We start from the raw sequence: 25,796 nt of genomic DNA, 5'->3' as shown, positions 1-25,796 counted from the left end.
CTCCAGAGCAAGTATCTCCTGAGCTATAAATGTCTCCGACAGTCGGGGGTATCCCTTTAAAACTAACGCTATCATCGATTGTATCCTAGTGAACGGCGGCACAGATGATATAGTGATATTATGGGTCAGGGGAACCAAGTCGGCGATTACCTATTGGATCAAGGGAAGGTGGGATGGATTCTTCGATATTCAGATTCATTCTGCGTTATACACTTAAGGACCAGGTCCTTATCCTGCTGCTTACGCTGATCTCCTTCCCTTTTGTCTATGCGACGCTCGAAGTCCCCAAACGTATAGTTAACGATGCCATCGGTGGAGCAAATCCGCCCCGGGAGGTGTTCGGCTACCAGATCGACCAGCTGGATTACCTCGTTCTACTCTGCTTTATCTTTCTCGGTCTGGTGCTGCTTAACGGAGCGCTCAAATACGTACTGAATGTTTACCGTGGTGTAGTCGGTGAACGCACATTAAGACGCCTGCGCTACCATCTGTTCGAACGTCTGCTGCGTTTTCGTTCCAAGCGCTTCGAAAGCGTCTCTCAAGGTGAGCTGATCCCGATCATTATTGCCGAGACGGAACCCCTGGGCGGCTTCGTCGGCGAGGCTTATGCGTTGCCTGCCTTCCAGGGCGGACTGTTGGTGACCTACCTGTTCTTTATTTTCAACCAGGATCCCCTGCTTGGCGCGGCTGCGGTAGCGCTCTATCCATTTCAACTTTATCTGATACCCAAACTGCAGCGTCGGGTGAATCAGCTGGGTAAGCAGCGTGTACTGGCTGCCCGTAAATTGGGGGAGCGGATTGGCGATACAATTTCCGGCATCAACGAGGTGCATGTAAATGATACGTCGCACTACGAAAAGGCGGAGATCAGCAGTCGCCTGGGAGTGATCTTTGAAATTCGCCTGCAGATCTACAAGAAGAAGTTTTTTATCAAGTTTCTGAACAACTTCATTGCTCAAGTTACTCCGTTTTTCTTCTATCTGATCGGCGGTTACTTCGTGCTGAAGGGAAACCTCTCCCTGGGGGCGTTGGTCGCAGTTCTGGCAGCCTACAAGGATCTCGATGCACCCTGGAAGGAGTTGCTTCGCTATTACCAGACCAAAGAGGACGCGCGTATAAAGTATGAGCAGATCGTGGAACAGTTTGATCTGCCAGACATGATTGACCCGGAGCTGCAGCAGGGGCCGGTGTTGGCGCTCGACTTGGAACATGGCAGTTGGGAAGCCCGCCGACTTAGCTATGATGCCAGCCTGGGGCAGCGAAAACTGGACCATCTCAGTTTTACGATACCACTGAATGAACATACGGCAATCGTGGGAAGAGGCAGTAGCGGCATTCATGAAACTGGCCAGTTGCTGGCGCGCTTGGAGTTGCCGACGGCGGGTAATCTGCTGTTCGCCGGAGCCGATATGCGAACGTTGCCGGAGTCAGCGATCGGTGAGCATATAGGCTACGTTAGCCAGGATGTTCATCTGTTTGCCGGATCGATCCGCGATAACCTGATATATCCGCTGCGCAGACGCTATCTGGGCATGGACGACGAATCTCAGCGGGAGCGCTATATTCGAATGGCGCGTGAAGCGGGTAATAGTTGCGATGATCCAAGCGGTCACTGGATCGACCTTGGTCGCTTGGGGTTGCGCGACGAGGATGAACTGGCCGACCACCTTCATCATGTTATCGAACAGATGGATCTGCTTGAGGAGCTGTTTCAGTTCGGTTTGAACATGACGGTAAGAGCGCCCAGTAGTGCGCTGAAAGAGGGGGTTCTTGCCATTCGCAAAACGATCCATATGCGTCTGGAAGAGGAGCTATACAGCGGACTGGTCGAGCCCTTTGATTGGGACCGTTACAACGACAACCTTACGGTACATGAGAACATGCTGTTTGGTTCCAGGTCGCCGGGGCTCTCTATCGATGACGCGACAACCAATCCCGTCGCGATCGCATTTCTGCGTGAGCAGGGATTGCTGCATGACTTTTTGCTGATAGGGCGTCGTCTTGCGGAGATCATGGTCGAACTTTTCTCCGACGTGGACGAGAAAAGCGACCTGTTTGAACGTTTCAGCTTTATCCATCCGGAGGATCTGCCGGATTACCGCACACTGCTGAAGGAGACGAATCCGGATGAACTCGATAGCGAGAATCCGGAGATCTGCCGAAGGTTGCTGTCCTTGACCTACCAGCTGTGCCCGGCGCGTCACCGCCTGGGCCTGATCGATGCTGGCTTAAAACAACGTATTCTGAGGGCGCGTAAAGCGTTTGCCGATCGATACGGCATGGAGGATGGGAAGCGGCCTCTCGACATAGAGTACTTCAACAAGGAGGAGTTTAACTCCGGTCTGACACTGCTGGAAAATATGCTGTTCGGGCGCATGGTATACGGTGTGATTCGTGGCCATGAAAAGATATCGGGGCTGATCCATGAGGAGTTGGGTCGGGTCGGGCTGGAGCGATTGATACGCGAGACAGGACTGGACTATAACGTAGGAACCGGAGGGCGGCGGCTGTCGATTGCACAGCGCCAGAAACTGGCGTTCGCTCGCGCGCTGGTGCGCAAGCCGGATGTTGTAATCGTTAACGACGCCACTTCAAACCTGGATTCCGCTACTGAGTTCAGGGTTATCAGTAACCTCAAACAGAGCCTGTCCGGAAGTGGACTGGTATTGATCAGCAGCAAGCCAAAACTGGCCCAGTATTGCGATCGGGTGCTGTTGCTGGAGCACGGACAGCTTGTAGAGCAGGGTAGCTTTACTGAGCTGGAAAGCGGCAGCGAACTCTTCAAGCAGTTGCTCAACGATTGATGCACCAGCCGTCAATGCTTGTAGGGGTCGGCGGCGTCTCTTAAACCATCGCCAAAGAAGTTAAACGCCAGAATGATGATGATAACCGGGATGACCGGCAGCATCAGCCAGGGATAGATGGCGACCACATTGATATTCTGCGCTTCATTCAGCAATACGCCCCAGCTGGTAATGGGAGGTCGTAAGCCCAGGCCCAGGAAGCTGAGTGCGGTTTCACCGAGGATCATCGCCGGAATAGACAGCGTAGCCGACGCGATCAAGTGGCTGAGTATACCCGGCAGCAGGTGGCGGCGAATGATCCGGGTCGGCGGAGCGCCCATCAACTCTGCAGCCATACAGTAATCCTCCTCTCTCAGTGCCAGCAGCTTGGAGCGCACGGCTCGCGCCAGCCCGGTCCAGTCGAGCAGTGCGAGAATTAGCGTAATGCCGAAAAACACCCATAGCGGGCTCCAGGTCACAGGGAGTATCGCCGACAATGCCATCCACAGCGGTAGCTCAGGAAAGGAACGGATCACCTCCGTGATGCGTTGTACTGTCGAGTCGATCCAGCCGCCATAGTAGCCGGCAAATCCACCCAGCGTGATACCGAGCACGAAGCTGACCATGATCCCCAAAAGTCCGATGGTCAAAGAGATTCGCGCACCGTAGATGATCCGCGATAGCATGTCCCGCCCCAGCCGGTCGGTACCCAGAACGAAGAGGACTGAGCCTTCGGGGGCACATACCAGATGCCGGTCGGTTTTCCAGATACCCCAGAACTCGTAAGGGTCACCGTGGCAGAAGAAGGAGAGTGGGTAGACTCTGTCACTATCCTCTGAGTAGTTGCGCAGCAACCTGTCCATATCCAGCTCATAGTCCCAGCCGTAGACGAAGGGGCCGATGAACTCCCCGTCATGGAACAGATGAATCGGCTGCGGTGGCGAGTAGATATAATCGGTGTGGCGGGTTTTTAGTGCGTAGGGGGCCAGAAACTCGGCAATCAGGATCGACAAGTACATCAGGACCAACAGCACACCGCAGAAAAGCGCTAGCCGGTGGCGCTTGAAAGCCCACCACATCAGACGCCACTGAGACGCGAAATAGAGCCGCTCCTGTTCGGGCGTGATCTTCTCGATGCTGTAGGGATCGAAAGGCTTGTCCGATACGAAATGTTCGCTGCTCTGATGTGCCTTCATGATGCACGTACTCCCTCCAGGCGGATACGGGGATCAAGCAGCGCTAACGCGATATCGGAAACCAGAACACCGATCACCGTCAACAATGCGAGGAACATCAGGAATGAACCCGCCAGGTACATATCCTGGCTCTGCAAGGCAGCGATCAGGATCGGTCCCGTTGTCGGCAACGATAACACCACCGCGACGATCTCTGCACCGGAGATGATACTGGGCAGCATGCTGCCAATATCGGCGATGAAGAAATTGAGCGATACCCGTAGCGGGTATTTAACCAATAACCGGAACGGCGGAACCCCTTTCGCACGGCCTGTTACCACATAGGGCTTATGCAGCTCATCCAGCAGGTTTGCGCGCAGACGGCGAATCATCGCTGCGGTACCCGAGGTACCGATTACAATCACCGGGATCCATAGATGTTCAAGTATCGAGGTGAGTTTACCCCAGCTCCACTCGGCATCCAGGTACTCTGGATCCATCAGACCGCCGATCGAGGTGCCGAAGGTGACGTTGGCGAAGTAAAGCATCACCAGCGCCAACAGGAAGTTAGGCGTGGCCAGCCCAAGAAAACCAAGCAGTGTCAGGCCGTAATCGCCCCAACTATATTGATGGGTTGCCGTATACATCCCGATCGGGAACGCGATCAGCCAGGTGAACAGTATGGTGAACAGCGATACGGTGACGGTCAGGAACAGACGGTCACCGACCACATCGGTTACCGGCAGCCCGTACTCAAAAGAGTAACCGAAGTCGCCATGCAGCATGCCGGTGCTCCAGGTCAGGTACTGGACCAGAAACGGCTCGTCGAGCCCGTATTGTTCGCGCAAGGCAGCGATCTGAGCTGGGTCGACGGACTCGCCCTGACTCTCCAGTTCCGCGACGTAGCTTTCCAGGTAGTCCCCGGGTGGCAGCTGAATGATGACAAAAATGATGAAGCTGATCACGATCAGCGTCGGAATCATCAGTAATAGGCGTCGGCCGATATAGTGCGCCATTATTGACCTCCCGCTATCGCGTTTGAGCCATCTGCTTCACGCCAAAAACGGTCGGGTCGGAAACGTCCGAAAAATGCATTGGGTTCCCAGTTCCAGAGCGCTGTTTTGGGCACATTGTGCAGTTGAGCGTTGACGACGATAGGCTGCTTGACCTCGGTGACTGTGCCGATGCTATACACCTGATCCGCGTGGATCTGGAGCATTTCGCCCCAGATTCGGCGTCGTTCCTCTGTTGCGCTGGCGTGACGCCATTGCTGATAAAGCTCGAGTAAATGCTGAGCTTCGGGCAGTTGGGGCGGCTCATCCTGTCCGGTTTCGTAATGCTTGCCCCATTTGGGCCACTGCAGTTGTTGTTGTGAGGTCGGGGCCAGTTCCGCCGGGGTCATATCGGCAGTGGCGAGGCCGTTCTCCAGGCCGAACCAGACCGACATCAGGGCGTCCCCGGCGAAAACTCGGTTGCGGAAAATTTCGCGCTCGGTGGGTTTGACATGAAGTTTGATGCCGGCCTCCATCCAACTGTCATGGATCAGCTCCAACACGTCTGTTTCTTCGGTACTCTCGCCGGCACTCTGAATGATGATCTCCGCTGGTCTCCCGTCCGGCAGCAGCCTTATGCCGCGCGCATCGCGCTTATGTAACCCCAGTTCATCCAGCAGCTGGTTGGCTGTCTTCAGATCGAAACGGCTCCAGGCGTTGCGGTATTCCGGCTTGTACAGAGGCGATGCGGGTATCAGCGTGTTGGCACCCTCCAGCGCAAGGCCGAAATAGATCACCTCGTTGATCTCATGCCGGTTGATCGCTAGAGAGAGTGCCCGCCTGAAGCGAACATCCCGCATTAGCGGGCGCCAGGTATCGTCGTTGGCGTTCAAGTTGGGGTAGATCGCTACTCGGGACCCGCGTGAGCTGCTCCAGAGCCGAACATCTAATTTACTGCGTTCAGCGCCTTCGCGCAGGAAGGTGTAGTTACTCATTTCAAGATAGCGCCCCTGCAGATCGCTCTCTCCGGCACCGGTTTTAGCCGGAATCAGCTTGCTGCTGGAGATATTGATCACGACCTCGTCCAGGTAGGGGAGTTGATGTCCCGTACTGTCGATTCGGTGGTAATAGGGGTTGCGCTTGAATACGAAGTGCTCGGAAGGGAGCGGGGTGGTCGGAACCCAGGGTTGCAGTGTCGGCATGTCCGGGTTATCGAATTTATACTGATGATCTTGCCGTTGGTGCAGGCCGGTCCATTTTTTTTTCTTGATATCGGCTTCTGCAATCAGCTGTGCCAGTCGGTCCGGATCGGCGTAGCGAGCGTGAAACTGTTTCAGGTAGTGAGCCGGTTGATAGATATACAGCGGGCTGGGGCCCGCCAGCGCCAGTAGAAATTCAGGGTTGGGGCTCTGCCAGGTGTAGCGCACCGTGTATTTGTCGAGTACCTCGAATGTCGGTGGCTGGCCGTCGACGACCATGGCGGGTGGCGGACCGAAAGGCGACAGTTCGTCATTCATTGCCACATCTTCCCAAAAGTAACGGAAGTCGTCGCTGGTAAAGGGGGCGCCATCCGACCAGCGATGCCCCGGCCGTAGATGAAAAGTGAACTGCCGGTTGTCCACTACGTCGAACGATTCAAGAATATCCGCTTCCAGCTCCATCTGGTCATTGAAACCGATCAGGCGCGCGTAACCGTAGACGACCAGCATTCGGACATCTTTAGCTTTGCCCATCAGCAAACGGATCGATCCTCCCTGTCTGCCCAGGTCGATCTCCGCCTGCTTCTCTGCCAGGGTATCAACATAGGGGGTATCGGGCAGCCGCTGTGCAATCGACTCTATTTGGCCCGCTTGTACCTGTTGCTCCAGCGCCGGTGTCTCATGCAACTGCGGTAGTTCGCTTGCATCAACCGTGCAGGTTACCAGCAGCAACGCCAGAATCAGGCTTTTCATGATTGGCTCCCCGTTGCTGCGACCCTCACCAGATGCCCATCAGCGACCGGATGCCAGTCGGTGTGTTGATCGGGGCGATGGCCATAGGGGGAGGGCCATTTCTGCGGTTCGCTGTAGTTGCTTTCGATAATCTGTTTGAAATCGAGTGGCCGTTCCAGATCCGGGTAGGGGATGGCTGCCATCAGGGCCTGGGTATAGGGGTGTTCCGGCTGGCGCAGAATCTGCTCGCGTCGACCGACCTCTACCAGCCGACCCCTGCACATCACGCCGATATGGTCCGCAATGTAATCGACGACGGCAATATTGTGTGAGATGAATATGTAGGTCATCCCCAGCTCCCGCTGCAGGTCTTTCAACAGATTCAGTACCTGGGCCTGCACGGATACATCCAGTGCGGAAACCGGCTCGTCGAGGATCAGCAGTTCGGGCTCCAGCGCCAGGGCTCGTGCGATGCTGACGCGCTGACGCTGGCCACCGGATAGACTGTGCGGGTACCGGTTGAGGAAGCGGGCGCTCAAACCGACTAGCGCCAGCAGGTCTTCGGCCCTTTTGCGCTGACTGGCTTCATCGCCAAAGTTATGGATGATCAGTGGCTCTCGCAGGATATTTAGAATGGTCATGCGCGGGTTCAATGCGCCATGCGGATCCTGGAACACCATGCCGATACGTCGTCGGAAGCGGCGCAGGGGTTCGCCCTGCAGCGTCGACATATCAACCAGCTCGCCGTGGGCGTTATAGATGATAGAGCCCGAATCGGGCTTGACGGCGCCCATCAACAACTTGCTGAGCGTCGTTTTACCACAACCGCTTTCGCCCACCAGACCGAACGATTCACCCACCGCGATATCGAGGCTCAGGTCGTGTACCGCCTGAATGGTCTGTTGGGGCGATCCGCCGAACCAACTTTGCTTACGCGACACGAAACTCTTATCCAGGTTCTGGATACTCAGATGCGGCGCGGCCAATCGCTGGGCATCGGTTTTCGCAGTCAATCCATGTGTGAATGGACGCGTTTCATGGGCGATCTCCCGTATCGGCTTGAGACGTTCCCCGGCTTTCATATCGAAATGGGGCACAGCACTGAACAGCGCCTTGAGGTACGGGTGCTGGGGGGAGCGGAACAGTGTATCGATGGGGCCGCTCTCCATCACTTCGCCGTGATACATGACCACTACATCGTCCGCCATGTTAGCCACTACGCCCAGATCGTGGGTGATCAGCAACACCGCCATCTCCAATTTTGACTGCAGTGATTTGATCAGATGGAGAATCTGTGCCTGGACGGTAACATCCAGCGCCGTGGTCGGCTCATCTGCAATCAGTAATGCCGGATGGCAGATAAGTGCCATCGCGATCATTGCGCGTTGACGCAATCCGCCTGACAACTCAAAGGGATACGCATCATAGGCGAGGTTGGGTTTGGCGAAACCAACCAGCTCCAGCATCTCGATGGTAAGCGCTTTCTCTTCCGCTTTGGGAATGTTGCGGTGCAAGCGTATCGCTTCGGATATCTGGTTGCCGATGGTGTGCATGGGGGAGAGCGACACCATGGGCTCCTGAAAAATGATCGAAATCTGATCGCCGCGGATATCACGCATGGCGGCGCTATCTGGGTTCAGGCTGGCGATATCGATCGTATCGCGCTTAGGCGGTGTAAAGAGTATCTGCCCGCTGGTGATTTTCGCGTTGGCAGGCAGGATCCCCAGGATCGCTTGGGCGGTGACCGTTTTGCCGGAACCGGATTCGCCGACCAGGGCCAAAGTCCGTCCTGGCCAGAGGGTAAAAGAGACCCCTTTCACAGCAGGCACGACAGTTCCATGCAGACTGAACTCGACCGCAAGCTCTTTTATGTCAAGTAAAGGTTTAATGGCCGTACGCTCCCCTGCTTGAACTGCATTATTGTTCTTCGTGCTGTTTGCAGCTTAATGGATAGGCATAACGATTCCTTTCCTCAGCATAATAGAAGATAAGGTTCTGATCCGCATAGAGTAATGAAGCACTTTATTGAGTGGAATGGCGAAGAAGGACTAGTATTATCGGTATCTCAGGTCCAGCTCTAAGGAATCTATATGCGCAAGGTTCGCTATTCGCTAACTGTCTGGTTTTTCCTGGTGCTGTTTACAGGTAGTGTGTCGGCAGATGACCGCAGGATCAAAGACTTCTTCGGCACCTATATAGGGCATGCAGAAACGGCCGAGGAGTTGGGACGGGATATGAGCGTCTCGATCGGTCCGATAGCCGGCAGCGACGACTACTATGTCAAGTGGTCGACAGTGATTCACAAATCCAGCGATCGTACCAAACGGGTCACTTACAACATCCGCTTTACTCAGTCGCGCCGCAATGCCGTTCATATTTCGGCGATGGCGCAGGATGTGTTTGGGAAAGCGGTTCCCCTTGATCCGACGAAAGGGGATCCTCTTGTATGGGCGCGGATCAAGGGTGATACCCATACGGTGTATGCGATGATCATAACCGACGACGGTGGGTTTGATCTGCAAGTGTATAACCGAACCCTGAACAAGGATGGCATGTGGCTCGAGTTTACGCGCAAACAGGACGATCTACTGCCGAAAAAGATTACGGCTCAACTGATCCGTGTCTCAGAATAGAAGGCTTGGGATGAAAAACCTTCGGGTTTCAGTGACACACCTGCTAGTGATGCTATTCGGATTGTTGATACTGGTCGGATTCGGCGCGCTAGGCTACATCGCGGTGCGCGAGTCACGTGATAGCCTGATCGATCAACTCACGCAGTTTGCCGAAAATTCGATGCGTAATGTCACCGATAAGCTGGTCGATAGGCTGAGCCCGGTCGAGTATCAACTCAGGTATCTGTCTGCGGATGAGTTTGCCCAGTTGATCGACTCAGGGGACTACCGTCGTCTTGGCAGAACCTTGAATGGCGCATTGGCAGGCACGCCTCAGGTGCTTGGTATAGGTTTCATGGGCGTCTCCGGCGTCCTGACCTATGCCAACCGCGATAGTGGCGAGGTGATGGTCGGAGAGTGGCGCCAGCGCAGTATGGAGCAGATCAGGTACTACCTCCGGAACAAGCCCGATGACATGGTGTGGATGGAGCCTCAATGGAGTAGTTCATTGGGCCGTAGCATTATCCCGGCATTGATGCCGGTGTCTTACGATGGCAAGTTTCTGGGACTGCTTATCGCCGTGATCGGTATCGATGACCTATCCAGCTTTTTGGCTGAGTTGCAGTCGGAATTCGATGGGGTTCCATTCGTGCTCCAGGATTACTCACATAGAGTGATCGCCTATCCAAACATGGTCGAGCGTCTGGAGGTCAAGCTGCAGCCGGGGCAGCATCTGCCGGATATGGACGAGTTGAACGACCAGGTGCTATCGGCACTGTTACGTGGAGAAGATGAAGCCTTCGATCTGATCCAGCCGTCGGGCCTGGTTAGTCGAAGAGTCAAGGTTGGCGATGAGCATTTTGTTGTCTTGACGAGGACGTTGGCCGCAGGCCGTCTGCCCGCTTGGACAGTGGGAACCTATTTTAGCTGGAAAGTGGTTTCTGACGGCATCGAGCGAATCTACATGACCCTGGCTGCTGGGCTGGTGCTACTGGTGCTGATGTTGATCGGAGCGATTTGGTTTAGCCGACGTATCAGTCTTTCGGTCAATCGTATAGTGTCCGCGTTCGATATTGTCGCCCACCAAGAGATCTCGCAGGTACCAAGGTTAAGAGGCAGTCATATATCTGAGCTGGACCGGATCTCGTCGGCGTTCAATTTGATGGTGCTTTCCCTGCGTGATTACCAGGTGGTCAGAAGCCAGTTTGTGCGCTATGTACCGGACCCCGTTGTCGAAAGCCTGCGTAAGAGCAAAGGAGTGCTTGAGCCACAAGAGGTGGTGGCGACGGTACTGTTTTGTGATCTACAAGATTTCACCACCCTGTCTCAACAGATACAGCCGTCTGAAATCGTTGATATTCTCAATAGCTACTTCACCGTCGTGGCGGAACTGCTGGAGGAATCCGGAGGGGTTATTACCCAATTTCAGGGTGATGCGGTGTTGGCGAGTTTCAATGTGCCGATAGCGCTGGAAAACCACGCCGAACGTGCGGTCGAGGCTGCGGTTGCGATTCTTGATAGCGTTGACCGGCAAAGTTTCAGCGGTCGAAAACTAAACTGCCGTATCGGGATCAGTACTGGGCCGGTTGTGGCCGGGGTGGTTGGTGCGCGTGCCAGGGCCAATTACACAGTGCATGGCGATACGGTGAATATGGCGGCTCGTTTGGAGCAGATGAACAAGCAATACGGCACCCGTATCCTGGTTTCCGAAGAAACCGCTAAGCAGGTGACGGGGCGAACCATGGAGCTGGTGGCGGAATCCACTATCCGAGGCCGTGAAGGGGCGATCAAGGTATTTGTGCCGGCCTGAACGGTTCTATCCGGCTGATACAGTAACGCCGGGCGCTGCCATCAATGGCATGCGCCCTTTGTCAGACTTACTTGAAATACTCCAGCGCCAACTCGTAACCCAGCGTACCGAAGCCGGCCATGACGGCTTCAGCGCGGCCGGATACGAAGGAGTGGTGACGGAAGGCTTCGCGCTTGTGCACATTGGATATATGCAGCTCGACCACCGGATTGTCGAAGGCGTTTAACGCGTCGAGGATCGCGACCGAGGTATGGGTGTACGCGGCCGGGTTGATAATGATACCGTCGGCCTTCTCCCGGGCCTCATGGATCTTCTCGACCAGCGCGCCCTCGTAGTTGCTCTGAAAAAACTCGATCTCCAGACCCAGAGTCGATGCCTTTTTGCGCATCCGCTCCTCGACGTCGGCAAGTGTCTCGCGCCCGTAGATCTCCGGCTGGCGTTTGCCCAGCAGGTTCAGATTGGGGCCGTTCAATACGTAGATCAGTTTACTCAAGGTTCCTGCTCCTTCTGTTTATCAGAACCCGAACACACGCGGTAGGAAGGTCACCGTTTGTGGAATGAAGGTGATGATTGCCAATACTAACAGTTCTACCAGGAATAGCGGCAGAATCCGCCGCGATATGGCGCCGATACCGACGTTGGCAATGGAGTTCGAGACAAACAGGCAGATCCCCATGGGCGGTGTAATCAGGCCGATCATCAGGTTGAAGATCACCACGATTCCGAAGTGGACCGGATCGATCCCAAGACTCATTGCGATGGGGTGAAGGATCGGCAGCAGAATCAGCATTGCCGCAATACCCTCTAGGAACAGGCCAACCACCAGCAGGATCCCGTTCACCATCAGCAGGAACATCCATGGGCTGGTGATCTCCGCCAGTACCATCGCACTGACCTTCTGCGGTACCTGGGAAAAGGTAAGCATCCAGTTGGCCAGCGACACCACGGCAATAATGATTAGGATGACCGAAGAGTCGCGCATGGCGGTGACGAAGATTTTCGGCAACTGGCGAACGTGCAGGCTCTTCAGAATGAACATGCCGGCCAGCAGTGCATACCCGCCTGCCAGGGCGGCGGCCTCTGTCGGTGTGACGACGCCGGTCAGGATCGAGCCGACGATGAATATCGGCATGAACAAGGGAACCCAGGCGTCGATCAACGCCTTGAAACGCGCCTTCCACGGCAGCGGGTCATGCTGGGCTTCAAAGTGTCCGGCAAAGGCACGGACATAGATGGAGAGTCCGATCGCCAGCAATATACCCGGGGCCACACCGGCCAGGAACAGTGCCGGTACCGATACGCCTGAGGTGATCAATGCGTAGATGATGACCGGAATACTGGGTGGAATCATCGGTCCGATCACCGATGAGGCGGCCGTCAGTGCAGCGGCGAAGTCACGCGGATAACCCCGTTTTTCCATCTCCGGAATGAAAATACGTCCAAGGGCCGATGTGTCGGCTACCGCTGAACCTGATAGTCCGGCGAAGATGACCGACGCCCAGATATTGACCTGAGCGAGGCCCGCGCGCATATGGCCGACGCAGGCACTGGCAAAGGCGATAATACGACTGGTGATGCCGCTCTCATTCATCAACTCCCCGGCAAGCACGAACAGGGGGATCGCCAGAATGGCGAACGAATCCAGGCCGGCAAAGATACGCTGGCTGATCAGACTGATCGGAAAAGGGGTTTCGGTCAGGTGCGCGAGAACCGCCAACAGGATAGCGAAAGCGATCGGGCTGCCGATGATCAGCAGGACGAGAAGAATCAGGAAACCTGTCATATTACACCTCGATCCCGGTCTGTTTGCCTTTGAAATGGGCCGGGAGCTGGAACAGCGCTGCGATGACCAGGCAGACACCGCCGATCACCATGGCGGACTGGAACACGCTCATTGGCAGACCGGTTCCGGGTGCGTCGATACCGCCTCTTTTCAGTACAAATTGATAGCCGGACCAGGCCAGAACAGCACCGGTACCCAGCGCGATCAGATCCAGCGCCAGGTTAAGCAGTCGTTTTATGAAAGCGGGTACGCCATATTCGAGGAAACCAAACTTGATGTGGATGTCGTCGAGGTAGCACAACACCATTCCGAACATGGTGCCGTAAATCATGCCGTACTTGGCTACCTCTTCACTCCACTGGAGCGGCGCGTTGAAGAGGTAGCGCATAAGGCTGCTGGTCAACACAACGGCGAAGACCACAAACAGTGAGCTTCCGGTCGCCAGCGCAAGGAATTTCTTATAGAGAGGTTTCATCGAGGACTACCCTGGGAGGCACAGATGAAAGTGCGCCGGGGGCCTCCCCGGCGCATAGCGTAGAAAGTGGCTTAGTTGGCGGAGGCGTCTTTTACCGCTGCCAGCGCTTTGTCGATCCAGTTTGGTTCGATCTGCGTTTTTAGCCACTCAATTACCGCAGGCTGAGCAGCAGCCTGAAACAGGGCCTGCTGTTCGGAGGTCAGTGCGGTGATCTCCATGCCATTCTTGGCCAGTTCGCCCAGCCCCTGAGCCGAGTTCAACTGCTGAATGGCGCGGCCAACAGTACCGGCTACCTTGGCGGCACGGGCCACAATCTCGCGGTCGGTCTGCGGCAGACCCTGATAGAGATCGTCGTTGATGACGAAGAAGTCGGTACCGTATACATGGCCATCCAGCGTGATGTACTTCTGGATCTCGTAGAACTTGTTACCGGCGATCACGCTTACCGGATTCTCCTGACCATCGACCACACCGGTAGAGAGTGCAGACGGTACCTCCGGCCAGGCGATCGGCGTTGGTTGACCTCCCATCGCTTTCACCATCTCGACGAACAGCGGCACGGTCATAACGCGGATCTTCAGGCCGTCCAGATCCTTCGGTTCCTTAATTGCGCGTTTGGAGTTGGTGAAATTGCGGAACCCCGTCTCACCATAGGCCAGGGTACGCAGACCGGTCTTGCTGAGACAGTGCTCGCTCAGATCCTTACCGAACTGACCATCCAAAACCTCCCAGGCAATAGGTGCTGAAGGGAACAGGTAGGGGGTGTCGAGTACCGACGCTTCAGGGCAGACCTTGCTGAACGCACCGGATACGAAGGCCATGCTGAGGGTGCCGTCCTGGGCGGACTGAACCAGGTCGGTTTCGCCTCCGAGCTGGCCGTTGGGGTAAACGTTGACTTCGATTCTACCGCCGGACTCAGCCTCGACCAGCTCTTTGAATACCTTGGCCGCCGCGCCTTTCTTGGAAGTCTGCCATTCGGCCGGGTCGACGTGGCCGAGGGTTAGCGTCACATCAGCAGCCAATGCCTGAGTGGCGAAAAGGCCGGCAGCGGCCGCCGTGGTCAGAGCGGCACAGAGTTTTCTTGTTGTAAGTTTCATGCTGTTTTCCTTTTTGAGGAGGCCTGCCCGGGAGGGACCGGGTCAGCGTTCCTGCTTGTTATTGTCGAGGTAACTACAGGTCAACATCGCATACAGTTCGAAGCCATAACCTTGGAGCTATAACCCGTCGGATGGGAACTTTACGATTCATGGGAGGCTATCAGTAAGATTGACTATGGTCAATAATGGAGGGTGATAAATAAAATCTCCTATATTTTAAGTTTTATCATATACTGATCTCGCTCTACTCCGCCGACAGAGGGTTTGCCTCACACACGTAAGTGCGTTGAGAGTCGCTTTTATTCTTCTGCTAAGCGGGTCTATAACAAGTTAAGACAAAGTCTTTGATCGCACCGTGAAGGTGTAGATAAGACGGGAGAACACAGAATGATAAAACTCGGCTTGATCGGTCAGTCGATCGCCAAGTCCCGCGCACCCTCGCTGCATATGTTGCTGGGGGAGATCTATGGTCGTGCGGTCAGCTATGAATTGCATGAACCGCGTGATGCCAGCCCCGAAGCCTTTGCGGAAACGCTTGCCCAATTGCGAGCTGAGGGCTATCAGGGTACTAATGTCACCTTTCCCTATAAACAGATTGCGGTATCCCATGCTGATAAGGTGAATGAAGCGGTACGCTTGGTGGGGTCCACCAACACCCTTTCACTGGGAGATGAGGTGCGTGCCGCCAACACCGACTACACGGGGTTCATTCGTGGTTACCGCAGTCGCCTGGGTGATAAGCCAGCGGGGCGGGTGTTGCTGGTGGGGGCTGGCGGCGTCGGACGGGCGGTTGCATTTGGCGTGTTCGAGTTGGGTGCTAGCGAGGTATTGGTGTTTGACCTTAATGAAGCGGGAGCACGTGACCTCTGTAATTCGTTGAATGCCGCTGGCTTCAAAGCGTCACCGGTAAGTCCCGAGATGCTGGCCGATGCAGCACGCAACGCTGACGGACTGGTGAACTGTACCCCGGTAGGGCACTACAGAACGCCGGGTAATCCGTTGCCGCTGGAGCTGTTTGGCGGACAGCGGTGGGCCTTCGATGCGGTATACACCCCGCTGGATACCGAATTTCTGGTTGCCGCACACACTAACGGTCTGCAGCTGGTTTCCGGATTCGATCTGTTTTTCTACCAGGGGATCGATGCGTTTGAAATCTTTACCGATATGCAGGTGGACCCGGCTCAAGCCTTGGCAGCGTTCAAGCAAAAGTTTGATATCCATAGCGAGCTGATCGACTGAGCTTCCCGTTGGTCGGTTTCAAAGGGTGTTCGGGTTCTTCCGTGTCAGCAGCCCGAAACCACGACCTTCGCGACTGGCGTTGGTTTTTAAGGGGGGGAGAACCCCCTTTTTTGTGTCTACGGGATGAGCGTTTGATCCCTGTTTCATCCCATCAACGCGCTTTAAAAGGGTCGTTGGTGTAAAATCGCACTATAAGAAAGAGGGTTTTGGAATCCGGTATGAATATCAGCGTGGATCGTAAACTTGTTGGGCAGTCGGCTTATGAGCAGCTCCGCAACGACATCATGCAGGGCAAGCTTCAGCCTGGCCAGAAGCTCAAGTTAAACCTGCTGCGCAGTGAATATGGTGTCAGTGTCAACACGCTGCGCGAAACGCTGATGCGCCTGGTATCGGACGGCTTTGTCGAGGTTGAAGGACAAAAGGGGTTCAAGGTCAAGCCGGTGTCTGTGGCGGACCTTGAAGAGTTGGTCGAGTTGCGCATAACGCTGGAAACCCTGGGGCTGCGCAAGTCGTTCCAAAACAAAAATGACAATATCGACTGGAAAGCCAAGTTGATCAGCGCCCACTACCGGCTCAGCTGTATGGAGAAGCTGATGATGGAGGATGAAACCGCCCATGTGCAGGAGTGGGAGAGGGCCGATCGTGATTTTCATATGGCGATTGTGTCCAATTGCGGCTCCAAACAGCTGATGCGCTATCATGCCTCGATATTGGAGCTGTCGATGCGTTATCAGCTGCTGGCGCTGAGTAAGCGCCCGTTTCGCGGTGAAGCGGCTGCCGGCGAACACCGGGAACTGCTCGATGCGCTTCTGTCAGACGACGTGGAAGGCGCAGTGGCGATACTGGCCGATCATATCAATAAGGGGACGGAAATCCCCAATATGTGAATGCAGAGTAAGTTTGCCTAAGAACAAAGGCCGGGTAGTGATCGCTTCCCGGCCTTTTTGCTTGTTGACTGTTACTGGTTGACGTTCAGGTGGCGATACGCAAGAGGAGCGTTATGGTCACGAAGGATAGCACGGTGGTAACTAACAAGATGCTGGCGCAGATGTTACGCATACCGTAGTTACTGCCGATGATCGGGAATATGCTCATCATCGGCATTGCTGCCACCAGCAATACCGCCAGCTCCAGTCGGTTATCGAAATCGGGCCAGAGCCAGAGTACCAGTGCGACCAGCAGCGGATGGAGCAGCAGCTTGCCGGTCACTACAGAGCCGATACTCAGGATATTGCCCCGAATCTGGTTGCCTACCAGTGATGCGCCGATCACGAACAGTGCCGTGGCAGCAGATGTGCGGGCCAGCATATCGAGGCTCTGATTGAGTGTTTCCGGTAGCTTCAGTGATAGTGCGGAAGCCAGCAGGCCAGCGCAGATTGTGATGATTAGAGGATTACGTACCACGCGAGCAAATACAGACTTCCAGATCGAAAGCAGATTGGCTCCGTTGTCACGACCGCCATACTCGATGATCACCAGTGCAATCGGCAGGATAAAAACATTTTCCACCATGATCGCCATGGCAAATGCTTGCGTCAGCGGTGGTTCGAACACCTGAAGCAGTATCGGAAAACCGATAAAAGCACTGTTCGGGATCGACATCCCTATCCCTTTGACGCCGCTTTCCACCAGTGAATTTTTCAGTACCAGCTTATGAAATCCTATCCCTCCCAGCAGGGATAGCAATGAGCCGATAGCATACACCGCCAGGTAGTTGGGTTCGATGACGGCGCCAAACTCCATGCGAGAGATGGTACTGAACATCAGCGCAGGTAGTGAAAAGTAGAGCACGAAGCGGCCCAGGCCCGGGATCGCATCCTGCGACATTAAACCGGTTTTAACCGCGGTATAGCCGATCGCGATCAGAATAAAGATCGGGGCGGTTATCGACAAAACGGCGAGCATTGCATCTCTCCATGAAAAGCGGACTGTATTATGGAGCCGGGTGTTTGTTTTGCAAGACGAAAGGTGTCGAACGACCGGCAGGCTTCGGCTGACGCGGGGGAGGACTATTCTTAACCTTTATTCACTCCCTGTGAAATAAGCTTTTTGCATGCACATATTCAGAATTCGCACACACCCTAGACTATCATCAAAGACTAGATAGTATCTAAATGAATTTATCGGTCAATCGATAAAAGTATAGGATATTTTGGCAATTGATGGATAAAATTGAGTCATCAAGCCAAGGTGGATGCGCCTGGCATTACATATACTGAGTACAGCCATTGGGGCTGGATAGTGGGGAAAAATAATGAAGACAGCGCTCGCTACCGTTACTCTGTCGGGCTCGTTGCCGGCCAAGCTGGAAGCGGCCGCGGCAGCGGGTTTCCAAGGGATAGAGATCTTCGAGAACGACTTGACCCAGTTTGACGGATCGCCAGCCGATGTTCGCCGTATGGCTCAGGATTTGGGGCTCGAGATTATTGCCCTGCAGCCCTTCCGCGATATGGAGGGGATGCCTGAGCCTTACCGCAGTCAGAAGCTCCGGTACATCCAGCGCAAGTTTGAGCTGATGCATGAACTGGGCACCAACCGGTTTCTCATGTGCAGTAACGTCTCGCCTCATGCCAGCAGCGACCGCAGCCAGTGCGCCGCTGACCTGCATGAGATCGCCGAGATGGCGGCGAAAGAGGGGTTGCGAGTCGGGTATGAAGCTCTTGCCTGGGGGCGTTATATCGCCGACTATGAAGACGCTTGGGATCTTATCAAGCGGGCCGACCACCCCAACCTGGGTATCAACCTAGATACCTTCCATATGTTTGCCCGTGGCAATACGCTGGACTGTCTGCGTGACGAGATCCCGGTGGACAAGATCGCGCTGGTACAGGTTGCCGATGCCCCGATTATGCAGATGGATGTATTGCAGTACAGCCGCCATTTCCGCTGTTTTCCCGGTCAGGGCGACCTGCCGGTAGTGGCGTTTGTGCAGTGCCTGAAGGATAAGGGGTTCGACGACTATCTGTCGCATGAGATTTTCAACGATGAGTTTCGCTCGTCGTCGCCAAAGGAGAAGGCGGTCGATGGCATGCGTTCGCTTATCTGGCTTGAGGAGCAGACCAGCAAGAAGCCAAGCATGCCGGAGCCTGAGATCGTCGATGTGGAGTTTGTCGAGTTTGCTATCGAGGGTGACAGCGGCGAAGAGCTGATCCAGCTGCTCGAGAGCCTTGGATTTCGCGAGACCCATCGCCATCGCTCCAAGAATGTGAGCCTTATGCGCCAGGGCGATATCAACCTGATTCTCAACCGCGAGCCGGAGAGTCTGGCGCACGAACATTTTCAATTGCACGGCGTGTCGGTGTGTGCACTGGCACTCGCCACCAGCGATCTCAAGTCGATGCTGGAGCGGGCTGATCGCTACCATCTGCAACGTTTTGCCAACCAGGCAGGCCCTGGCGAACTCAATATCCCGGCGCTGAGGGGGATTGGCGATAGTCTGGTCTATTTCGTCGAGCGTAGCGGCAAGTTCCGTTTCTTCGATATTGACTTTGTACCTGTCGGAGAAAAGAACGCCGATTTGGGACTGGCGCGGATAGACCATATCGGGCAGTCCGTCTCCAATACCGACTTCCTGTCCGCCTCCTTCTTCTACAAGTCGCTGTTCGACTTCACCATCGAGCCAAGTCAGGACCTGCCCGACATCTACGGTCTGGTGGTCAGCCGCACGGCGGAGAGTCGCAATGGCAGGGTGCGTATCCCAATCAATATGAGCGAGGCTCGACAAACCTCCCCGCAACGCTTTATTCAGCGCTCCAAGGGGTCTGGGTTCCAGCAGATCGCCTTCGAGTGCGAGGATATCTTCACTGCGGTGGCGGGTGTTGTGCCAAATCGCGTACTTTTGGTGCCGGATAACTACTACCGTGACATCGAAGCCAAATTTGCCTTGGCTCCGGAGCTGCTGCAGCAGTTGAAACAGTACAACGTGCTTTACGACCGGAACGAGGAGGGGGGAGAATTCTTCCACTTCTATACCGTGGAAACCCATGGCGTATTCTTCGAGGTAGTTCAGCGCAAAGGCGGTTATAACCGCTACGGAGAGGCCAATGCGCATATCCGCTTCGCGGCCCAAGCGCGTCAAAACGCACTGCAGGACGCACTGGAAGAGTCTTGATCTCTATTCAGTCAGCCGAACGCAGATATTGGCCGATGCTCATGAGCGCGCGGTCAGCTGTGGTCAGATATTTCGCTTATACTGCGCAGCTGCCAGCCAAGGTCCCCCGGCGCCGGCTTTCACTTTCCTTCAAGAGCTTCAACTGAATGAAAATCCATAGAGTCAATCCTACCAAGCGCTGGTCCGACATCACCGTATTCAATGGAATCGCCCACTTCGTCGAAGTGCCGGAAGCGGATCTTGCGGCGGGTATAGAGAGCCAGGTTCAGCAGATCTTCGCTCAGGCCGAACAATCGTTGTCACGCATCGACAGTGACAGGACGCGGATCCTGTCGGTCACGATCTACCTGACCGATTTCACCAACCTGGCGGCGCTCAACGCGCTGTGGGATAACTGGTTCCCGGACGGTACGGCACCCAGTCGGGCCTGTGTCAAAGCGGAGCTGGCAAACCCGGACTATCTCGTGGAGATGGCGTTTGTGGCCGCGGCGGGTGAAGCGTATCCGTAGTCGGGTGATGAAGCCTTCACCCGTTCAACCGATTTAATAACCACTCTCTCGCCTGTACGGCATGCTGGATTGAATCGGCAGGCGAGGTAGACAGATACTTGTCATTGTAAACATCGAAGACGAAGTCACCGGTGTAGCCCTTATCCAAGCAGTATCTGACCAGCTCGCAGACGCCGACACCGTGACTGCCTTCACCCGGGTAGAGTCGGTGATGCCGGGCGATATCGATCAGGTCCTCCACCAGGGGAACGGAAGTCATGGCAAAGTCGGACAGTTGCACCAGGCTGATAGCTGAAGCAGGGATATGGTCGAGCCGCTCTGGGCTGTGGGTTTGGGCCATTAGCTGATAACTGTCGATGACCAGCCCCAGGTTCGCCGTGTCGGCACGTTGGATCAGCTCCCAGGCTGCGGCATAGGTGTTGACGCTGGGCGACCAAGACAGGGGTTTAAAGCCTATACGTACTCCCTTGGGTGTGGCCAGTGTGGCCAGCGCGCGCAGGTCGGACGCAATCTTGTCCATATCGTGCTTGACGTGGACGGAAGTGGCTGGGGTCACAATCAAAAGCCTGCAATCCAACTTATGCATCAGTTGGATATAGGATTTGGCCAGCTCCATTTTATACGCGAGTATGCGGCCTGAGTGGCCGCCAAAGTCCTTGATCTCCTGTAATGCGCAGATACCGACTCCGCTCTGTTTCAGCCTGGTGACCGAACCGGAAACACCATCGGCTGAGCCAGATAGGTCTAGCGCGCCAAGCTCGACCGAGCTGAATCCTGATGCGCTAATGGCATCGAGTTTCTCCTCCAGCGTGCCGGTCAGGCTCAATGTACTGATCGCGAAATTGGGCGTTGTCATGGTGAACCTCTCCTGGCGGCTGTCAACTGGCGATGAGAATACGGATCGAAAGGGTATCGGATGGGGTGAGTACCTCGAACATCTTTTGCGCCCCCTCGACCGTTCGCAGCTCGAGTCCCTGAGTGACCAGGTGTGCCCGCGTTTTCTCCAGATCCTCAGCGGTGAACACCAATGTATCGATACGCTCATCTAGCAGATCGGGACGACCGTTGGCTTCAAACCGCAGACCAGTGTGCGTATCGATGACAATGCTGTTCGCGCTGTCTGCCTGGAATCCAAACAGTTGGCGGAAGAAATCGCGCCAGGGCGCCAGTCGCTCCGGCTCCATTGTCAGTCTCAGCTCGCGGAGATTTTGCAGTAAGCCCGGATCTGCAGGCGCATCCGGAATCGCTTTGAAATCGATATCGTAGATGCTGATGCCATCGGCATAACGATCGATCAAGTAGATCTGCGAGCCGCCGATCGATTCTATGGCTGGAATATTGAGCTCCATTGCGCCCGCCGAAGTGGCGGTTTCCCAAGCGCCGCGAGCAATCAGGTTTTGGTAGGCGCTACTGGCGTTGGCTGTGCGTAAGCCCAGCGCACAGACTGCGCTTCCATGACTTGCTGCGTACTTGGCGGCAAAGCTGCCTTCGGTAGAGTTCAGCAGCAAATTGATATTGCCTTGCCGATAGAGCGTAACTTCTTTGCTGCGGTGCTTTGCCTGCGCGGCGAATCCCAGAGAGAGAAGCAGTGACTCCAGTGCCACTCGATTCCTAGTCGCTATCTCAACGAACTCCACTCCTTCGAAAACAGGTGCATCCAGACTGTTGCAGCGCTCGAAATAGTGTTCAGGCATGGGTGGCTCCCTAAATATCACAGTGAGGCAAGCGTCCCTCAGTATAGGTGAGAGAGTCTTCAAAATAGTAGCTAGGGGATATTTTATATCCTATAAAAATTTATAGGTAGTATTTGTTGAATTAGGTGCTATTAGTTGTATCTGATAACGATACTTGCATCTGTGATATGCTCTCAACTTCGCAAGGTCGCACAGGGATGGGCTTCCAGTCAGATTCTGTATGAGATTACGCAGCATGAACGCGCCCGATAGCAACAGTACCTATCACCAGCTCCGCAACGATATTCTCGATGGCTCCATCGAGCCTTCGAGCAAGCTCTCTATTGCACAGCTCAGCAGCCGGTACAACTCCAGCGCCGCGCCGGTGCGCGAAGCGCTCTCTCGGTTGGCGGCCGAAGGTTTGGTCATACGCAAGGGGCAGCGCGGATACTGGGCCGCCCCTGTGTCTGTCGATGAGTTTGTCGATGTAGCGCGGTTACGGGAGATGTTGGAGGTCGATGCGTTTCGCCAGTCAATCAGGCACGGTGACCTGGATTGGGAGGCCAGTATTGCCGGTGCACGACATCGTGAACTGACCGTTCGGCGCAATGCGGAGGGGCACTACAGCGAGCATGCAGGCGAACTGATTCGGGAGAATCGACGCTTCCATATGGCGCTGATCTCTGGATGTCCGTCAGCATGGCAGTTGCGATTCATCTCAACGTTGTATGATCAGTCGGAGCGTTTTCGTCGCTTGTCACTGATCAGCCTGGCTGAGACCACCCCGGCCGGAGATGAGCATGAGGCGATCATGGAGGCCGCATTCCGACGTGACGAGGAGGAGGCTTGCAGTCTGTTGAAAGCGCATATCGAGCACTCCAACCAGCGCGTAATCGATACGTTGTTCCCAGAGCGGGGCGCGACCGGACCTCGATGACGGGGGAGGGGGCTGGTGGGACCGATCAACTTGCGCTGTTCAGTGCCAGCGGCTCGATATAACCGATAAGGTCCGGTAGGGCGGAAAGCTTTTTCGCACAGGCCTGCAACAGGGGCAGGTATTGCTCCATCCTCTCGTCTGTCAATCGTGCGCTGGGACCGCCGATGCTGAGTATGGCGACAGCGGTGCCACTGGATGGCGCTTTGACCACGGCGGTAATCGCGGACATGCCCGGTGACGACATATTAACTGCCTTGCCATAACCGCGCTTGCGCGCCAGTTGCACTTGCTCCAGCACGTCACTGAAGCTGCTGGGGCAGTCCGGACCGTGTAGTTCAGGCGCTATCGGACCCTGGGCCGCAATCAGCCTTATCGCGTCATCGTCGCTGAACTGGGCCAGCCAGGCAAAGCCGGTGGCGGTGCAGTACAGCGGCGCCTCGTCACCCGATTCCGGATCGTAACGCAGGGCACCGGTGGCGCCCTGTGCTTTCAACATGAACACCGGGCGAGCGCGATCGATTACCGCCAGGCGCACCAGCTCCTGGCACTCCTTGGCCAACTGGTCGAGCAGTGGCTGGGCGCTGTCGACCATGCCGCAGTTGGCGAGCAATCGAATACCGGTATCGGCCAGGCGATAGGTGAGGCGGTACTGGCCGCTATCCGCGCCCTGTTCCACATAGCCCAGTTCGATCATCTCGCCGAGCATCCGGTGGGCACCGCTTTTCGGCATATTGGCGCTATCGGCCAGGGTTTGCAGGCTCAGCCCCCTGGGACTCTCAGCCAATAGCTCGATGATATGCAGTGCGCGCGGTAGCAGGCTGGCGGCCATGGGCTTCTCTATCCATATGCAGGTTTCAATATTGAACGGGGTTCATATTTGAACCTCTTTTGTTGGGTGCCGCAAGTCGGGATCGGGCAAGTTGCGGAGCAATGGGATGCAAGAGACGTCCCGGCCAGGAGCGTGCTCCTGGCCGGAATAGGCCTTATTTGCTGGATTTGCGTTTGAACAGCTTCACCAGCGGCGTCTGGCTGACAAACACCAGGGTGATGATCGAGAACAGCACGATCGACAGCGGGCTGGAGAACAGCTGGCTGAAGAACTCGCCCAGGTCGCCGCGCTCGGAGATGATCGCCCGGCGCCAGTTCTCATCCACCAGCCGGGCCAGGATCACCCCGAGGATCACCGGCCCTACCTGGTAGCCGTACAGCTTCATGAAGTAGCCCAGCACACCGAAACCGAGCATCCACCAGATATCCGCTACCGAGTTGTTGATCGCGTAGGCGCCGACGATCGACAGCAGGAAGATCAGCGGGATCAGGATCCCCTTCGGGCACTCGACGATGCGGGCGAACAGCTTGATCCCGGTGAGGCCGAAGATCAGCACGAAGATGTTGGCCAGGGTCAGGTTGCCGACGGTGAACCAGAACATCTCCGGGCGCTCGGTGAGCAGCAGCGGGCCCGGGTTCAGGCCGTGGATGAACAGCGCGCCGATGAACACCGCGGTCACCGCATCACCGGGGATACCCAGCGTCAGCATCGGGATAAAGGCCCCGCCGACGGCGGCGTTGTTGGCCGATTCCGGGGCGATCAGCCCCTCCTTGGCGCCCTTGCCGAACGGCACCTTCGGATTCTTGGTCACCCGCTTGGCGTGGTCATAGGCCATCAGTGCGGCGATATCGCCGCCGGTGCCGGGCAGGGCGCCGATGATGGTGCCGAGCACCGAGGACTGGGTGCTCAGCGACAGGTATTTGCGCACATCGGCCCAGGCCGGAATGATGCGGTCCAGTTTCTGCTTCAGTGCCACCTTGTCCAGGTGGTGCAGCTGCATCAGCGCTTCGGACAGGCCGAACATGCCGATCATCACCGCCACCGGATTGATGCCGTTCCACAGCTCGACCGCGCCGAAGGTGAAACGCTCCTCGGCGGTCAGCGGATCCAGGCCCACGGTGCCGACCAGCATGCCGAAGGCACCGGCGAAGATACCCTTGGTCAGGCTCTCGCCGGACAGGGAGCCGACCAGCATGATCCCCATAATGCCGAGCATCATGTAATCGCGGGGCTGGAAGGTCAGCGCGAACTCGCTGATATGGGGCGCGGCGATGGCGAGGATGAAGATGCCGATAAAGCCGCCGACCACCGACATCACCGTGGACAGGCCGATGGCGCGCCCCGCCTCGCCCTTCTGCGCCATGGGGAAGCCGTCCAGCGCGGTGGCGATGGCCGATGGCGCGCCGGGGATGTTGAGCAGGATCGCGGTGCGCGAACCGCCGTAGACGCCGCCCATGTAGACGCCGACCATCAGACACAGGGCGTTGTTGATATCCCAGGCGAAGGTGAACGAGATCAGGATCGACACCGCCATGGTAACGGAGAGGCCGGGGATGGCGCCGACATAGATGCCGAGGAAGGTGCCCAGCGCGGTCAGGAACAGCAACTGGGGCGAGACCCAGGCCATGGAAAAATATTGCAGAGCCTCAAGCATGATCAGGGCGCTCCCGTGTTAAACAGATCGGACAGGTAGGCCAGGATCTCGCGCTCGGGGACGATCCCCTCGGGCAGCACGACCTTGAACACCAGGCGGAAGACGACATAGATCAGCACCAGCACCATCAGCGATAGCAGCGTCGTGCGGATCACACCGCCGCGATGCAGAAACTTGATGGTCAGA

21 protein-coding genes and 1 pseudogene are annotated in these 25,796 nt (G+C 55.9%); 8 read left to right on the top strand and 14 right to left on the bottom strand.

What is annotated here, in order from left to right:
• Positions 1-173: 173 nt before the first annotated feature.
• Positions 174-2,804, top strand: coding sequence for an ABC transporter transmembrane domain-containing protein (locus IEX40_RS10825; RefSeq protein WP_188748113.1), 2,631 nt, complete (start codon positions 174-176; stop codon positions 2,802-2,804).
• An 11-nt stretch (positions 2,805-2,815) separates the two neighbouring features.
• Here IEX40_RS10825 and IEX40_RS10820 read toward each other — a convergent pair whose 3' ends face one another.
• Genes IEX40_RS10820 through IEX40_RS10805 form a run of 4 tightly spaced genes read right to left on the bottom strand, consistent with a single transcriptional unit; the run spans position 2,816 to position 8,710 of the window.
• Positions 2,816-3,979, bottom strand: coding sequence for an ABC transporter permease (locus IEX40_RS10820; RefSeq protein ID WP_188748111.1), 1,164 nt, complete (start codon positions 3,977-3,979; stop codon positions 2,816-2,818).
• The gene (locus IEX40_RS10815; protein ID WP_188748109.1) at positions 3,976-4,974 is read right to left on the bottom strand and encodes an ABC transporter permease; all 999 of its coding nucleotides are present in this window, start codon (positions 4,972-4,974) and stop codon (positions 3,976-3,978) included. Before IEX40_RS10815 ends, IEX40_RS10820 begins: the two co-directional genes overlap by 4 nt.
• Positions 4,974-6,902, bottom strand: coding sequence for an ABC transporter substrate-binding protein (locus IEX40_RS10810; protein ID WP_188748107.1), 1,929 nt, complete (start codon positions 6,900-6,902; stop codon positions 4,974-4,976). Before IEX40_RS10810 ends, IEX40_RS10815 begins: the two co-directional genes overlap by 1 nt.
• Positions 6,899-8,710: a dipeptide ABC transporter ATP-binding protein gene (locus IEX40_RS10805; RefSeq protein ID WP_229680707.1), complete on the bottom strand. Its 1,812-nt coding sequence runs from the start codon at positions 8,708-8,710 to the stop codon at positions 6,899-6,901. The genes IEX40_RS10810 and IEX40_RS10805 overlap by 4 nt, the downstream gene beginning before the upstream one ends.
• A 261-nt stretch (positions 8,711-8,971) precedes the next feature.
• Between IEX40_RS10805 and IEX40_RS10800 the strand changes: the two genes are divergently transcribed.
• Both IEX40_RS10800 and IEX40_RS10795 read left to right on the top strand, forming a co-directional pair.
• Complete coding sequence (locus IEX40_RS10800) at positions 8,972-9,514, top strand: hypothetical protein (RefSeq protein ID WP_188748105.1); 543 nt, start codon at positions 8,972-8,974, stop codon at positions 9,512-9,514.
• Between the two features lie 10 nt (positions 9,515-9,524).
• The gene (locus IEX40_RS10795) at positions 9,525-11,303 is read left to right on the top strand and encodes an adenylate/guanylate cyclase domain-containing protein (RefSeq protein ID WP_188748103.1); all 1,779 of its coding nucleotides are present in this window, start codon (positions 9,525-9,527) and stop codon (positions 11,301-11,303) included.
• A gap of 67 nt (positions 11,304-11,370) precedes the next feature.
• Here the strand turns inward: IEX40_RS10795 and aroQ are convergent, their stop codons facing one another.
• From aroQ to IEX40_RS10775, 4 genes are all read right to left on the bottom strand, one after another.
• Complete coding sequence (gene aroQ, locus IEX40_RS10790; protein ID WP_188748101.1) at positions 11,371-11,796, bottom strand: type II 3-dehydroquinate dehydratase; 426 nt, start codon at positions 11,794-11,796, stop codon at positions 11,371-11,373.
• Between the two features lie 21 nt (positions 11,797-11,817).
• Entirely contained in the window at positions 11,818-13,086 is a 1,269-nt protein-coding gene (locus IEX40_RS10785) for a TRAP transporter large permease (RefSeq protein ID WP_188748099.1), read from the bottom strand.
• Position 13,087: 1 nt separating this feature from the next.
• Entirely contained in the window at positions 13,088-13,561 is a 474-nt protein-coding gene (locus IEX40_RS10780) for a TRAP transporter small permease (RefSeq protein ID WP_188748098.1), read from the bottom strand.
• A gap of 71 nt (positions 13,562-13,632) precedes the next feature.
• A complete protein-coding gene (locus tag IEX40_RS10775; RefSeq protein WP_188748095.1) occupies positions 13,633-14,658 on the bottom strand; it encodes a DctP family TRAP transporter solute-binding subunit in 1,026 nt (341 codons plus the stop codon).
• A gap of 387 nt (positions 14,659-15,045) precedes the next feature.
• Here IEX40_RS10775 and IEX40_RS10770 point away from each other — a divergent pair, with 387 nt between their 5' ends.
• Both IEX40_RS10770 and IEX40_RS10765 read left to right on the top strand, forming a co-directional pair.
• Positions 15,046-15,897, top strand: coding sequence for a shikimate dehydrogenase family protein (locus IEX40_RS10770; protein WP_188748094.1), 852 nt, complete (start codon positions 15,046-15,048; stop codon positions 15,895-15,897).
• Positions 15,898-16,115: 218 nt separating this feature from the next.
• The gene (locus tag IEX40_RS10765; RefSeq protein ID WP_188748092.1) at positions 16,116-16,784 is read left to right on the top strand and encodes a GntR family transcriptional regulator; all 669 of its coding nucleotides are present in this window, start codon (positions 16,116-16,118) and stop codon (positions 16,782-16,784) included.
• Positions 16,785-16,869: 85 nt separating this feature from the next.
• On the opposite strand, the gene IEX40_RS10760 is transcribed toward IEX40_RS10765, so the two are convergent.
• Positions 16,870-17,802: an AEC family transporter gene (locus IEX40_RS10760; protein WP_188748089.1), complete on the bottom strand. Its 933-nt coding sequence runs from the start codon at positions 17,800-17,802 to the stop codon at positions 16,870-16,872.
• A 349-nt stretch (positions 17,803-18,151) separates the two neighbouring features.
• On the opposite strand from IEX40_RS10760, the gene IEX40_RS10755 reads away from it, so the two are divergent.
• Together IEX40_RS10755 and IEX40_RS10750 are read left to right on the top strand one after the other, a co-directional pair.
• Positions 18,152-20,008, top strand: a complete 1,857-nt coding sequence (locus IEX40_RS10755) for a bifunctional sugar phosphate isomerase/epimerase/4-hydroxyphenylpyruvate dioxygenase family protein (protein ID WP_188748087.1) — start codon at positions 18,152-18,154, stop codon at positions 20,006-20,008.
• 146 nt (positions 20,009-20,154) lie between these two features.
• Positions 20,155-20,517 (top strand): RidA family protein, encoded by a 363-nt coding sequence (locus IEX40_RS10750; protein ID WP_188748085.1) that lies wholly within the window; start codon positions 20,155-20,157, stop codon positions 20,515-20,517.
• A 16-nt stretch (positions 20,518-20,533) separates the two neighbouring features.
• On the opposite strand, the gene IEX40_RS10745 is transcribed toward IEX40_RS10750, so the two are convergent.
• Positions 20,534-21,373, bottom strand: coding sequence for a sugar phosphate isomerase/epimerase family protein (locus IEX40_RS10745; RefSeq protein ID WP_188748083.1), 840 nt, complete (start codon positions 21,371-21,373; stop codon positions 20,534-20,536).
• 22 nt (positions 21,374-21,395) lie between these two features.
• On the bottom strand, positions 21,396-22,211 hold the full coding sequence (locus tag IEX40_RS10740; protein WP_188748081.1) for a glyoxalase: 816 nt from the start codon (positions 22,209-22,211) through the stop codon (positions 21,396-21,398).
• 235 nt (positions 22,212-22,446) lie between these two features.
• Here IEX40_RS10740 and IEX40_RS10735 point away from each other — a divergent pair, with 235 nt between their 5' ends.
• Positions 22,447-23,127 (top strand): GntR family transcriptional regulator, encoded by a 681-nt coding sequence (locus tag IEX40_RS10735; protein ID WP_188748079.1) that lies wholly within the window; start codon positions 22,447-22,449, stop codon positions 23,125-23,127.
• A gap of 25 nt (positions 23,128-23,152) precedes the next feature.
• Here the strand turns inward: IEX40_RS10735 and IEX40_RS10730 are convergent, their stop codons facing one another.
• The 3 genes and pseudogenes from IEX40_RS10730 to IEX40_RS10720 all read right to left on the bottom strand — a co-directional run.
• A complete protein-coding gene (locus IEX40_RS10730) occupies positions 23,153-23,956 on the bottom strand; it encodes an IclR family transcriptional regulator (RefSeq protein WP_188748077.1) in 804 nt (267 codons plus the stop codon).
• 154 nt (positions 23,957-24,110) lie between these two features.
• Positions 24,111-25,610 (bottom strand): tripartite tricarboxylate transporter permease, encoded by a 1,500-nt coding sequence (locus IEX40_RS10725; RefSeq protein ID WP_188748075.1) that lies wholly within the window; start codon positions 25,608-25,610, stop codon positions 24,111-24,113.
• A 2-nt stretch (positions 25,611-25,612) separates the two neighbouring features.
• Positions 25,613-25,796 (bottom strand): annotated as a pseudogene (locus IEX40_RS10720) (tripartite tricarboxylate transporter TctB family protein); the annotation flags it as partial.

This window comes from Marinobacterium zhoushanense (assembly GCF_014641945.1).
Taxonomy (GTDB): domain Bacteria; phylum Pseudomonadota; class Gammaproteobacteria; order Pseudomonadales; family Balneatricaceae; genus Marinobacterium_D; species Marinobacterium_D zhoushanense.
This window is presented reverse-complemented; position numbering and strand designations above follow the sequence as displayed.